Consider the following 12610-nt stretch of genomic DNA (forward strand, 5'->3'; position numbering starts at 1 on the left):
ATTCAGGTGCGAACCAAGGACAAGCTCAAGCAAGCGACCAAAGCCCATATGGAGATGTTGGAAAACACCCCGGAACGAGTGTGCTCCTATTTCGAAGACCCCAGGATCAAGTACGCCGCCTGATCAATACTTAGTTGCCGGGTGAATAGGGTGTCGCTTAGCTTCTACAATTGTGTCTACATTTGGCGGAGTGCCAAGAGAAAAAGTAGCGGTATATGCTTCGGCAGGGGTTGGCATGATAGGCCCGTCCGGGTTTACTAAACGGTAACCTATAAAAGGAACGGGAGTATATCCAGGAGAGTCGCCACCTGCGAGACCCTGATTGTCGGCAAAACAAATTGGCGCAAGAAAAAGGCCCAAGAGCATCGCTATAAAAAACTTGATCATTTATCTTATCTTTCGTGCTGCTCGGCTAAATTTAAATACGGTCGATTTGAACAAGCATTTCAAATGGTATTAGGCGATGCCTCCGGGACAACAGGCATGCTCAAATCTGCATTGATGCGTTCAGATAACGCACTCAGTCCACCACTGCTATCGCGCACTTCTTCCTCGATACGGTTACCCATGGCATCCAGTCCATAGCGGATGCGCGCATCAACCCAGCGCAGATTGGGTAGATATAGATGCCGAAAAGAAGGACTTATTTCCCGCATGCCGAACGGCAGTGTCTGGTCAGGCGAGAACCACATGAGAGAGACCAGCAGGAGAAAATAACAAGGCACGCAGGCTAAAGAGCATAGAAGCGTATGTCAATATACGCTGGTCGGCTGATATGCGAATGTAATAGGCAGGCCATTTACACCGCTGGCGCGCGCTCGTATCCCCGCCACGCCCGCGCACTTGATTGAGGGGTTTTCATGCACCTGCAAAACTAGGTCAAATCCGCGTCAGTACTGGCGGGGGACGCGGTTGGATAGGTGCAAAAAATCATGCGATTTCATGCACCCTAGGTATGCAGTTTTACGAACAAGCGTAAAACGCGATGTTGCTAAGAACGACCAAGAAATACATTGCTACATCTACACCGATTTATTATCGAATCAAAATATCAACGGTCAGAAGAATAAACACATGTAGTGAACAAGGACTTCCCAAAAATAAGAAAACTAAAGATTTAGGCCAGAACAGCGGCTACAGAAGATAGCAAAAAGCTATGGTAGATCGAAACAATAGGCGCAAGAGGAGCGACTTGTTCTTAGCCCACCCGCCACGACTGGGCTGAGCTTCCCCTTAACCCCAAAATCTTTTCGATAAAGGGGCGGGGCTCATCCCAGGTCATTAACGACTTGTGGGCACGAGGGCCGCGGTAGCTTCCTCGTTCGGTGATTCAGGGCCTACCGGCCCCCCGTGCAGGGTTCACCTTTCGCTTTCCTTGCTGCTTCGCACGGAATCCATCCTGACAGCTTTACTACCTCGCGTGGATCGGGCCGGGCTTGATCCGGCTACAAGTCAGGCTTGCCGGTCATTAGCGGGACGCTTGGCGCGAGCGTGCGCCCCCCGTGAGTTCTGCACGCGGGCTTGCCCGGAGCCATTCCTGGCTCAGGCGCACGGATTTTGGGCGTACAACTGCCCTAGTCCGTGCTTGACCCATGCATCACCAAAGCCTATATTTGCCTTTGACATAGGTGCGCTTTTGCGCTCGGCTCTGTTTATTTAAAGACGCCGGTGATGCACGAGTTAGCACGAACTTTTTGGCCCGCCTTTACGGCGGGCTTTGTTTTTCTAGCGGTTTTATAGCGTCAAGATCGTTTCTCCACTCTCGAATGAAAAGCGGCGTAACAATTTGTTACGCCGCTTTTTTTACTTTTCGCGTAACAAATTGTTACGCTCAATAATTTCATCTCTCGCCAAACCTTCTTCATGAAGATTAGTCAGGGCGGCTTCTAAAGCATCTCGAACTTTTTGAGGGTCCGCCCACTTCTCAAGTTCAAGAGAAATTTTGCGCCCTTTGATTTCTATGGTGCCAATCGGCTGAATATTTGTCCTAGCTCCACGAACATTAACTTTCGTTGAATTCGCACCCTTGGGTGGTGAAATCTGACGTTCTACATAACTAACAATTGCTCTGTTCTTTAATTGCCCTTCAACGGCTCGACGTATAGCTTCCACCACATATTCTTCATAACCACGCTCAGCGAAAGTTGCTAATTCCCGTACATAAGATGCACCAAGTGCTCGCGGTTGCCGTTCTAATAGTTTTAATGCAGGAGCAGGAAGCGAGAAAAAAGCCATCAATCTGCTTATCTGCATCGTACTGACTCTCATGGCGTTAGCGACTTCAGCTTGGCTAGCCATTTGCCCTACATCTATAAGAATTTTGGCAGCACGAGCCTTCTCGTAGTCACAAAGCTCAACCCTGAATAGGTTTGCAAGCGTAACTAGTACTGCCGCTTTCCGATCATCAGCATCAATAACAAACGCGTTTATTTCTGGCCATTCAAGAACTCTTTCGAACGTCTGTAAACGACGTTCGCCATCGATCAATTCATAAAGTTGTCCATCGATTTGGACCCTATGACCATCGCGATGTTCATAATCAGCTCCCTCAACCTTACGCACCTCTATTGGCTGCCGCTGGCCATTTGCACGAATATCAGCAGCTAAATCTGCTAACTCTTCAGGCGGAAAGTAGAGTCGGGGCTGAAATGGGCTTCGGCAAATATTGCTTATAGGAATACTGACCGAGATTCCTTTAGGTAATGTATCTCCCAGTAGCGCACGTGCAACCTCTCGGTTTGCGACAGATGAATTAACTTCTTCACTAGCGCTAGCACGAGCTCGGGCTTGCGCCCGCATTTCTTCAAGCGTTGGCCGCGCCATTATCTTTACCGTTTGGTTCGCTTAGACTCATTTTTGCCATAAGTTCTTTTATTAACTTGGCGAATGCGGTACCCGCAGAAGATCCTGGGTCCATTGAGAAAATGGACTTTCTCGCATCAATACTTTCAGGAAAACGTACAGATGTAGGGATGCTGTTCTCTAGAATTTGCTTCCCAACTTTGCGCTCTAGATCTTCATACAGAACCTTCGCAATTCTCGACCTTCCATCAAACATGGTCAGCAAGGCACCTAAATAAACAAGCTTTGGGTTCTTTTCTCGTCTGACTTCCTCAACGGTCTCCTGTAAATCATCAAAACCATCAAGGCTAAAACGATCAGCACCTTTGATTGGAGTCAGGTAATAGTCAGCCGCTACAAGCCCCATCATTGTCAATTTGCCCAAACTTGGTGGGCAATCGAGCAAACAAACATCATAGAATTGACTGACAGATTCGAGTCTTGTACGTAGGTAGTCTGTATCTCGTCGCCATAATTCAGGCTCTAATTGCCGAAGGCGCATCACCATTGGAACGATGTGCACATCCTCGAATACAGTCTCATGAATACACTCAACCAACGCTACGTTGGGATTTTCAATCATAGAAAATCCCGTTGTACTGAGCTTGCGTGGATGAACATGAGTAATCGTATTACTTGTATTGGACTGGGGATCTAGATCACAGACAAGTACGCGAAAACCACGCCGAGCCAAACCATCTGAAAGATGCATAGTAATAGTAGATTTACCTACCCCACCTTTTGGGTTGTATATGGCTATGGTCTTCATTGCTCATCATTCGTAATTAGGCTGCGTCATTCTCGTAGATACACCAGTAAATTTCAAGCCACTACTCAACATATTTTTTTGGCTTTGTCATAAATGCTGCACCTCATCACGCGACTCACCCATTATTTGCGTAACAAATTGTTACGAGAACTCATATTATGCAAAATTTAATCGTAACAATTTGTTATGTTTGCATTAAATGCAATATTTTTAATCCGCAACAAGACTATAAATTGAACTTAAATAGCTTCCTAAATGGTCGTAACAATTTGTTATCCGAAGTCACAAAGGATCGACCACACGGAAGGCATGCTTAGAAAAATGGTATGGAGTCCAGCGGGTTAAATACGCACGCCCAGATCAGGGAACGCTTCAGAAAACTGGGTTTAAAGCACCATAACGGAGGAACATACCGGAACCCTTAAAAATTCTGCCGCCCCATCTGAACGGGGTACTTAAACGATCGGTTTCGGACATAACTTAGCCAGCATGTCCAAAAGCTAGCGCAACACACTTTCGGACACACTAAAAAATAAGTACATCTATTTCGTACGTTTCGGTTGCAATATTAGACTGGCAGAAGTTAACCTAAAGCATGAATATGAGTGTTTTATAATGTTGTAACAATGGTAAAATAACGAAACGTTAGACATGACTTTCCATTAAAAACCATCAAGCTTTTTTTGTCCTACCTGCGGCTCATGAACGCGGGTGATGAAATTCCAATCCAATCCATTGCTTCGTGATTAAAAGCATTCTGTCAATATGGGGATGATATGGATTTATTTTCCTGTCATTTTATTTCTTACAATCAACAAAGGTGGTTATGATGAGACGCTTAAAGAGGTCTATTCCTTTATTGTCCTTATGCACTGCAGGCATTTTTCTACAAGTTTGCTACGGGGCACAACAGTCTGAATACATATCAAATACCCTTTACGTAGATAAAATCGCATCTGCTGCCGAAAAGGCTTGGGCAAAGCTAGATGCGGCATGGGGTGGCGCTACCCCTAGAGACTCAACCTATGCCAATCTGATATTGGTCGTGGCAGATAGCAGCAGCGCTTGGGAAATTGACCGCAATGGCAGTCGGCCTATACCTTTTGAAACGGTCCGGGTTAAAAATCTACCCAATAATTTTAGGGCGTTTGAAAAACTAGAAAGAGAACCGCCCTGCTCTTTACATTAGCCTTGGAAATGACAGTAAATTGCATATCGATCAGGGGGATGATAGCCAGAAAGACGAAGCAAGAAGAATGCTGACCGACCCTGCTGCTATCCCCAAAATTTTTGGCTTAGCGACTCATGAGGCTTTTCATTTTTTCCCACAGAAAAAATGGAGTCGGGATACGAGCAATACAACCGCATCACGCGCTACGCCCTATCCACTTCTTGTCGAACCAAGACTGGCTCGTAATCAAGTGATCAGGGCGTTGGAAGCAGCTACATTCGGTATGCAAGATGGACTGGGACATGCTAGCTACTGGTACAAGAAATGGAAGGAAGATCACCCTGCAGAAGCTACTAATATTAAGCATTACGATATTTCAGAAGGCAGTGCCGAATATATTGAAACGGTTGCTAATATAGTGGCTCAGGGTTATGTGTTTGGTTCACCGCAATACCAGACAGCAATGACAGAAGAAATTCGTAAAGGTTCGAACAAAACCACTCAGTCTATTGATCAGGAAAGCTATCGGATTGGTTTACTTTCAGGCAATTTGCTAGATAGAAAAGGGACCGAATGGAAAACCAGGATTGAAAATGGGGAACGCCCACTGGATATTTTGCTGAGTAATACTCCACCCATTCCGGAGTCAGCTGATCCAGTTCTGGAGCACGAGCTAAGAACTAGTATAGAAAATGAAAATACCCAAATACAGAAAAGCATTGGTCCTTTTATTCAAGCTTTTAGGGGGATAAACACAGGGAAATTATTTGTTCCATTTTCAAAATTTTCAGGATCAACGATTTATCATGGAAATTATGCACTTGCTGATTTTAGTCATGAAATACAAGTAAAATTTTCAGTACAAGCTCATCCTACAAACGGTACATTGAACGCAAAATCAACAACCGTAGCTTTTGTTTCAGGCAATTCATATTGCAGCGAACCTGGTGGAATTTTAATTATACTTCCTGACGGCATGCCATCCCCTATAAATGGACGTCTGCAAATTGAAAGCTCGCAGCTTTCTATTGATGCGCCTTATCCCTCTTTAGACTCCTCTGGTAGTGTCTACTGCTTACGGTAGGAGTATCTCGAAACTCGCGATTACCATAGATGTAGTCGCTCTGTTGAGTAAAAGGGTGGTTGTACGCTATTAGCTGAGGCTGTGTAGAAACCTGAAAAATCATCTTGATTTCCCACTTCAAGAATTCGCTCGGCGTTTTTACACAGCCTCGGCTGTTTAGGGCTTTGAGTGGCTGCGACGTAAGCCTCAGCGCACTTTGGCTTACTACCTCGATTAGACGTGAACCTTGGCTGTTAGCTCAAGACCGACTGCATGCATTACAGCAAGGGTTGTTTTGAGTGTTGGGTTGCCATCATTACTGAATGAGCGATAAAGCTGTTCGCGGGAAAGGCCGGTTTCAGAGGCGACTTGTTTCATTCCCTTTGCACGCGCAACAACACCTATTGCATGGGCAATGTAATGCGTGTCATTGGTCTCGAACGCTTCGGCAATAAAAATGGCCATTGCTTCTTTAGAGGTTAAATCCTCTGCCGGGTCGTAATTGGTCAGTTTTTCAGTCATTTGAATCGCTCCATTCCGCTGCTAAGCGAATTGCTTCCTTGATGTCTTTTTCTTGAGTGCTTTTATCACCCCCGCACAGCAAGATGACGAGTGTGTCACCTCGCTGTTGGTAATAAATACGATAACCGGGGCCGGTATGAATACGCAGCTCACTTACCCCCTTGGCTACCGTTTTTGCATCCCCAGCATGACCGAAGAAAGCGAGACGATCTAACCGTGATGCTATTAAACCTCGAACAACATCATTCTTAAGATTCGTGCGCCATTTCCGAAAGGTTTCGGTTTGCTTAATCGTTACCATAACAAATGGTAGTCTATAAACTACATTCCATCAAGGTTGAATCTGAGGTTCTAAGCCAAAGCCCAGAAAATGCTGTCACACAAGTGGGACTACCCTACTTTTGCGAGTCTGACCCCCCCCCGGGTTTTGTGGAGGCTCCCACTCTTGAGAGAATGGCCCCATGAAGAAACCCGTCAAGTTTTCCCCCGAAGTTCGCGAGCGCGCTGTCCGCATGGTCTTGGAAAGCAAAGGAGAACATCCATCGCAGTGGTCTGCCATTGAATCCATTGCCGCCAAGATTGGCTGTGCATCTCAAACCTTGCATGGCTGGCTGCGACAGCCCGAACGCGATGCCGGCCTGCGTGGCGGTCCGACCACGGCGGAGCAGCAGCGCCTCAAGGAATTGGAGCGCGAAGTCAAAGAACTGCGCCGTGCCAACGAAATCCTGAAATTGGCCAGTGCGTTTTTCGCCCAGGCGGAGCTCGACCGCCGCTTCAAGTCCTGAGGCACTTTGTCGATCAACACCGGGAAACCTTCGGGGTCGAGCCGATCTGCAAAGTCTTGCAGGTCGCCCCGTCGGGCTATCGCCGCCACGCAGCGCAACAACGCAACCCGGCTTTGTTGCCTGCACGTACCCAGCATGATCTAGTGTTGATCCCGCAGATTGAGCGCGTTTGGCAGGTCAATCTGCGGGTCTATGGCGCGGTCAAAGTCTGGCAGTAATTGAAACGTGAAGGCATGGCGGTGGCACGTTGCACCGTCGAGCGACTCATGCGCCGTAAGGGCTTGCGCGGTGTCATCCGTGGCAAGGTGGTGCGCACCACCTTCAGCAATACGGCTATGCCATGCCCTCTGGACCGGGTGAATCGGCAATTTAAGGCAGACCGTCCGAACCAGCTCTGGGTCTCGGACTTTAGTGTGCCGCAGCAAGCGGCGTAGGAGATGAGGGTATGGCCCCTCGCTATCGGCTTGCAGGAGCGGGTGGCAAACCACCATGAGCGGCTTGGGTCAAAAGCCCTGGTCGTGAGCGTCATGGAAAAGGCGTCGCGAAGGCGTCAGGTATGGATCTAGGAAGGCGAACAACCGTGAACTGCCGTTCAAGTGTCGAAAGTACTCAAATGACATCAAAACCGGGGAGTGAAGTTGCCCCGCGATCAATTGCGACGATACCTGCTTACGGTCGCAGTGGTGTCCGGCATAGAGGCAGCGTCAGCCTGATTCGGGCTCTTACGCTGAACTGCGGGAACCTTCGATGGCGATGCCAAGCGAAAGGCACAAGCCCGAAAGGCGAGGCCGACAGTAGCGATGCGCCATCAAGGGGCGGAGCAGCGCGTAGTAGTGTTGAAGCCGCTGTAATGGCGGGGGAGCGAAGGGGCTGCGTCATCCCGGTTATGAACCATGCCAACTGCGCAAGCAGGAGGAGCATGGCCTCATGACCAAACCGTACGACATTCCCAAGGCGTTAATCTGGGAAGCATTTCAATGTGTCAAAGCGAACGGCGGTGCCGCAGGCGTTGACCGTGAATCGATCGAGCAATTCGAGCGCAGCTTGGGCGACAACCTGTACAAGCTTTGGAATCGGCTCTGTTCCGGCAGCTATTTCCCCCCGCCGGTCAAAGGGGTACCGATCCCGAAGAAATCGGGGGGTACGCGCATGCTTGGCGTTCCCACGGTTGCCGACCGGGTGGCGCAGACGGCGGTCAAGCTCCTGCTGGAGTCTCAGATCGACCCGATGTTCCATCCGAATTCCTATGGCTATCGGCCTGGGCGCACTGCCCATGATGCGATTGCCATGGTGAGAAGGCGCTGCTGGGACTACGACTAGGTCTTGGAATTCGATATCAAAGGGCTGTTTGACAATATCGACCACGATCTACTTATGCGTGCGCTCCAGAAGCACTGTGAGACGCCATGGATTCTCCTATACGTGGAGCGCTGGCTGAAAGCGCCAATGCAAACCGTCGATGGAGAGCTTCTGCAACGGACGTGCGGCACGCCGCAAGGTGGCGTCGTAAGCCCGTTGCTGGCCAACCTGTTCCTGCACTACGCCTTTGACATTTGGGTTACTCTCAACCTCAAGAGCGTCCGGTTCTGCTGCTATGCCGATGATGGGGTGGTCCACTGCAAGAGCCTGGCGCAAGCCAAGCTGGCGTTAGACAGGATCGGTTCGCGGTTCCGCGAATGCGGGCTCGAATTGCATCCGGGCAAAACAAGGATCGTGTACTGCAAGGACGTCAATCGACCGGTTGCGCATCCTGATGTGCAGTTCATGTTCCTGGGATACACCTTCCGACCGCGCAAAGCGGTGGACAAGTATCAACGGGTCTACGTGAACTTTGCGCCGGCAGTCAGCCGCGACGCCCTCAAGGCAATGCGGCAGACCATCCGGGGCTGGCATCTGCAATTGATGTGCGACCGAGGATTGCGCGACCTCGCGGAGATGTTCAACCCGGTGCTTCGGGGGTGGCAGCAGTATTACGGCCGCTTCCACGGCTCGGCGATGTCGGTTGTCTGGAAACACATGAATAGCTACCTGGTACGCTGGTTGATGCGCAAGTACAAAATCCTGGCCCGCCATAAAACGCGGGCGTGGCATGCCCTCGGGCGGCTTGCGCGGCGCTTCCCAACCGCCTTTGTGCACTGGGAGCTGGGATGTTTGCCTCCGGTTGGATGATGGGAGCCGGATGAGTCGAGAGGCTCACGTCCGGTTCTGCGAGGGGCTGGGGGTGCAATTCCCCCGGCCTACTCACCCGTATGTTTCGACCTGGCAAGGCTGGCAGTACGTGGCCTTCGTGATCGACGTGTTTGCCCGACGCATCGTAGGCTGGCGAGTGAGCAGCTCGATGCACACCGACTTTGTGCTGGATGCGCTGGAGCAAGCACTGTACGCGCGGCAGCCGGAGCGTGAAGCAGCTTTGATTCATCATTCCGACCGAGGGGTGCAGTACCTCTCTATGCGGTACACCGAGCGTCTAACAGAGGCCGGCATTGCGCCTTCGGTTGGCAGTAAAGGAGACAGCTATGACAACGCACTGGCGGAGACGATCAATGGCTTGTACAAGGCGGAACTGATCCATCGACGGGCTCCATGGAAGACCAAGGAATCGCTGGAAATTGCTACCTTGGAATGGGTAGCCTGGTTCAACCATCACCGATTGCTGGCACCCATCGGCTATATCCCGCCAGCGGAAGCTGAGGCAAACTACTACAGGCAACTCGCCAATCAGGCAGAGACATCAGCCTGACTTAAACTAATTAGCCTCCACAAATCCCGGGGGGTTCAATTACCAGCAACTCGCTAAAACACTTTAACGAAATACCCTCCTCAAAACCCGGGGCGGTTCAAAAACGCATTCAACAGCGACAAGCTCATTGAGTTCTTGCAGTCTTTGATCAAGGACGCGGGCAAGAAGATATTCCTGATTCTGGACAACCTGCGGGTGCATCACAGCAAGCCCGTCAAGGCTTGGCTGGCTGAGCACCAGAGGCAGATCGAGGTGTTCTACCTACCCAGCTACAGTCCTGAACTCAATCCGGACGAGCGATTGAACGCCGATCTCAAGCATGCGCTGGGATCGCGCATTCAGGTGCGAACCAAGGACAAGCTCAAGCAAGCGACCAAAGCCCATATGGAGATGTTGGAAAACGCGCCAGAGCGAGTGTGCTCCTATTTCGAAGACCCCAGGATCAAATACGTCGCCTGATCAATACTTAGTTGCCGGATGAAGAATCTCGGCCTGTCGGCTCGGATCGTTGCAGTTAATCCTGGCCTGCCAAGCTGCTGATTCCTGGCCGGATCAATTTCAAATGCTGGCCACGACACCTACTCAACAACCGACGCACCGCGGATTTCAAGCCGCAGGGGTCGGGGCATGACGTTCGTGATCCCAAAGGCTATGAATTGGTCTCTGACCAACTAGCCTATAACAATGTGTTTTGGTTAGCACTTTCACCGCTTTGTTCCACAGTTAATGTCAGCTTTTGGCGACCCTTACTAGTCGAAAACGGCTGGTGTCAACTGGTGGCTGCGATTGGGAAGAAAAAAAGGGGCGATCCAAAAACGTCGTTGTAACTAACCAATACTGCCAGTTAGAAAATCCCAGTCCATTACCACCACAGACTTGCTCCATCTCGGTATCAGTTAAGTGCTGCATGTCACTTCTCCTTCAATGGCATTACGCCAAGTACGTTGAACCCACCCGGGCCTGTTGTCCTGGGTTAGATAAACATTAGAAATAACTGATTTATATTAGTTCGACCCACTGCCTGTGATTTCCCTTCGCTTCGCCCTTGTCGCACGCCGTTACTGGGAGTGTGGCTTACTCTGGCTCGTTGCAGCCGAATGCTGGCCAATGCGATGTAATGCTGGCTTGGTTGCAGCTAATCTCGGCCTGCCGGCTTGGCTGGATGCGATTAATCCTGGCCAGAAAGTGTAGTTAATTCTGGCCTGACCAGTTTGAAATGCTGGCTACGACACCTATTGACCCCGACTAGAAAAAGTTCGAGTCTTTCCGCAAGACGCATTGCGGACCGAGATAGGGCGCCAATGGGCGCGCAAGAAGGAATGAACCACCAAAGTAAAGACGGCGATTTCATGATCACTCATGCCAATATGGAGGCGCTCATTGGCGCTGGCCCGTTGGCCATGTCCGTTTACTTTGTCTTGCTGTCCGTAACCGATACCTTTACCGGACTGCATTTGTAATTGGCTGAACTTGCATTTACACCCGTTTTTACGCCGGGATTAGATGCAAACGAAAACGTGCTGCGCCAGGATTAACTGCAACTGAGCCTGCATTCAATCACTCAGGGCTGCATTTTGGGTCTGTTGACGTTTTGACTTCGGTGCATTGAAGAAGAGCAGCAAACCCGCAGAATTACGGTTCCTATACCAATCACCCTACGGGTTTGCTATGCCCCGATTGATGCTCAGTGACGAGCTTTGGTCGAAGCTGGAGAAAATTCTGCTTCAGCAAGCCATTTACCACAAGCCAGATCTGCGCATGACCGTTGAAGGCATGCTTTACCGAATGCGCGTGGGCTGCCCATGGCGAGATCTACCCAGTGCTTTTGGCGGCTGGAACACCATCTACAAACGCTTCAATGCTTGGTCGCTTGCTGGCAAGTGGCTCAAAGCTTTCAAAGCCCTAGTAGAAGAACCCGACTTCGAATGGGTATTCATCGACGGCACTTATGTGAAGGCCCATCAGCACAGTGCCGGTGCTGCCAGCGATCATGCTGAAGCCATCGGCAAAAGTCGGGCCGGCAATACAAGCAAGATTCATCTGGCGGTCGATGCGCATGGCTTGCCGGTGGCTTTTGAGATCACCGTGGGTATTCCGGATGACCGTGACCGGTCATTCCGGCGTATCGTGACCGACGATTCCGGTTAATCGTGAACACTGATTCCGGACGATCGTGACCGATTTACAGGTTTGACCGGAATGACCGGTCACGATCGCCGGAATACGCAATCACCGGTGGAGAGGTCAACGACTGTACGCAGGCACCTGAACTGATCGCACAACTGCCATCAGCTGAGGTCTTCGTGGCGGACAAGGGCTATGACAGTGAGCGTATCCGTGAACAGATTGAGGCGCAGGGCGCTCGACCCGTGATTCCCAGAAAGCACAACTCGGTGAAGGGAAATGCCGATTTGGATAAGGGGTTGTACCGCTACCGGCATTTGGTCGAGAGCGCCTTTGCGCGGCTGAAGCATTACCGTGCAGTGGCATTCCGGTTCGATAAACTGAAGCGGAACTATGAAAGCATGGTTGCCATGGCCTGTGGCTTTCTATGGCTACCTATGAGAAACGTCAACAGACCCTAGGCAAATCGGACCTGTCAGTAATTTCGTGTTCAGGGCATATCATGCTCCCAAGGAGAGTGTATGCCTCGCAAACAGAAAGCCCAGCCCATAGCTTTGCCGTCGATTTCCGCCGAACTGCTGGAGCAATTCGGCAA

8 protein-coding genes, 6 pseudogenes and 1 other annotated feature are annotated in these 12610 nt (G+C 50.2%); of the genes and pseudogenes, 8 read left to right on the forward strand and 6 right to left on the reverse strand.

Annotated features, from left to right (window positions below):
* Nucleotides 1-123, forward strand: a pseudogene (locus tag CSQ89_RS22525) (IS630 family transposase); the annotation flags it as partial.
* Here the strand turns inward: CSQ89_RS22525 and CSQ89_RS22165 are convergent.
* The 4 genes from CSQ89_RS22165 to CSQ89_RS16695 all read right to left on the reverse strand — a co-directional run bounded on the left by CSQ89_RS22165 (nucleotide 124) and on the right by CSQ89_RS16695 (nucleotide 3610).
* The gene (locus tag CSQ89_RS22165) at nucleotides 124-387 is read right to left on the reverse strand and encodes a hypothetical protein (protein ID WP_139023053.1); all 264 of its coding nucleotides are present in this window, start codon (nucleotides 385-387) and stop codon (nucleotides 124-126) included.
* Between the two features lie 59 nt (nucleotides 388-446).
* Nucleotides 447-692: a hypothetical protein gene (locus CSQ89_RS16685; protein ID WP_099407233.1), complete on the reverse strand. Its 246-nt coding sequence runs from the start codon at nucleotides 690-692 to the stop codon at nucleotides 447-449.
* A 1111-nt stretch (nucleotides 693-1803) separates the two neighbouring features.
* Nucleotides 1804-2823, reverse strand: a complete 1020-nt coding sequence (locus tag CSQ89_RS16690; RefSeq protein WP_099407234.1) for a ParB/RepB/Spo0J family partition protein — start codon at nucleotides 2821-2823, stop codon at nucleotides 1804-1806.
* Nucleotides 2804-3610: a ParA family protein gene (locus CSQ89_RS16695; RefSeq protein ID WP_099407235.1), complete on the reverse strand. Its 807-nt coding sequence runs from the start codon at nucleotides 3608-3610 to the stop codon at nucleotides 2804-2806. The genes CSQ89_RS16690 and CSQ89_RS16695 overlap by 20 nt, the downstream gene beginning before the upstream one ends.
* A 1208-nt stretch (nucleotides 3611-4818) precedes the next feature.
* On the opposite strand from CSQ89_RS16695, the gene CSQ89_RS16700 reads away from it, so the two are divergent.
* Nucleotides 4819-5865: a hypothetical protein gene (locus CSQ89_RS16700; RefSeq protein ID WP_099407236.1), complete on the forward strand. Its 1047-nt coding sequence runs from the start codon at nucleotides 4819-4821 to the stop codon at nucleotides 5863-5865.
* Between the two features lie 213 nt (nucleotides 5866-6078).
* Here the strand turns inward: CSQ89_RS16700 and CSQ89_RS16705 are convergent, their stop codons facing one another.
* Nucleotides 6079-6366 (reverse strand): addiction module antidote protein, encoded by a 288-nt coding sequence (locus tag CSQ89_RS16705; protein ID WP_099407237.1) that lies wholly within the window; start codon nucleotides 6364-6366, stop codon nucleotides 6079-6081.
* Nucleotides 6359-6667: a type II toxin-antitoxin system RelE/ParE family toxin gene (locus CSQ89_RS16710; RefSeq protein ID WP_099407238.1), complete on the reverse strand. Its 309-nt coding sequence runs from the start codon at nucleotides 6665-6667 to the stop codon at nucleotides 6359-6361. Before CSQ89_RS16710 ends, CSQ89_RS16705 begins: the two co-directional genes overlap by 8 nt.
* A gap of 160 nt (nucleotides 6668-6827) precedes the next feature.
* Between CSQ89_RS16710 and CSQ89_RS16715 the strand changes: the two are divergent.
* From CSQ89_RS16715 to CSQ89_RS23885, 6 genes and pseudogenes are all read left to right on the forward strand, one after another.
* Nucleotides 6828-7564: pseudogene (locus CSQ89_RS16715) on the forward strand (IS3 family transposase); the annotation flags it as partial.
* Nucleotides 7106-7222: a sequence feature (AL1L pseudoknot), on the forward strand. Its footprint overlaps the pseudogene before it by 117 nt.
* A 514-nt stretch (nucleotides 7565-8078) precedes the next feature.
* A pseudogene (gene ltrA / locus CSQ89_RS23275) lies at nucleotides 8079-8936 on the forward strand (group II intron reverse transcriptase/maturase); the annotation flags it as partial.
* 120 nt (nucleotides 8937-9056) lie between these two features.
* Nucleotides 9057-9891: pseudogene (locus CSQ89_RS23880) on the forward strand (IS3 family transposase); the annotation flags it as partial.
* Nucleotides 9892-9987: 96 nt separating this feature from the next.
* Nucleotides 9988-10350, forward strand: a pseudogene (locus CSQ89_RS16735) (IS630 family transposase); the annotation flags it as partial.
* 860 nt (nucleotides 10351-11210) lie between these two features.
* Nucleotides 11211-11351: a hypothetical protein gene (locus CSQ89_RS22530; RefSeq protein ID WP_158229022.1), complete on the forward strand. Its 141-nt coding sequence runs from the start codon at nucleotides 11211-11213 to the stop codon at nucleotides 11349-11351.
* A 208-nt stretch (nucleotides 11352-11559) separates the two neighbouring features.
* Nucleotides 11560-12476 (forward strand): annotated as a pseudogene (locus tag CSQ89_RS23885) (IS5 family transposase).
* The last annotated feature ends 134 nt before the right edge of the window (nucleotides 12477-12610 follow it).

The sequence above is a fragment of the Chitinimonas sp. BJB300 genome, from assembly GCF_002735695.1.
Classification (GTDB): Bacteria; Pseudomonadota; Gammaproteobacteria; order Burkholderiales; family Chitinimonadaceae; genus Chitinimonas.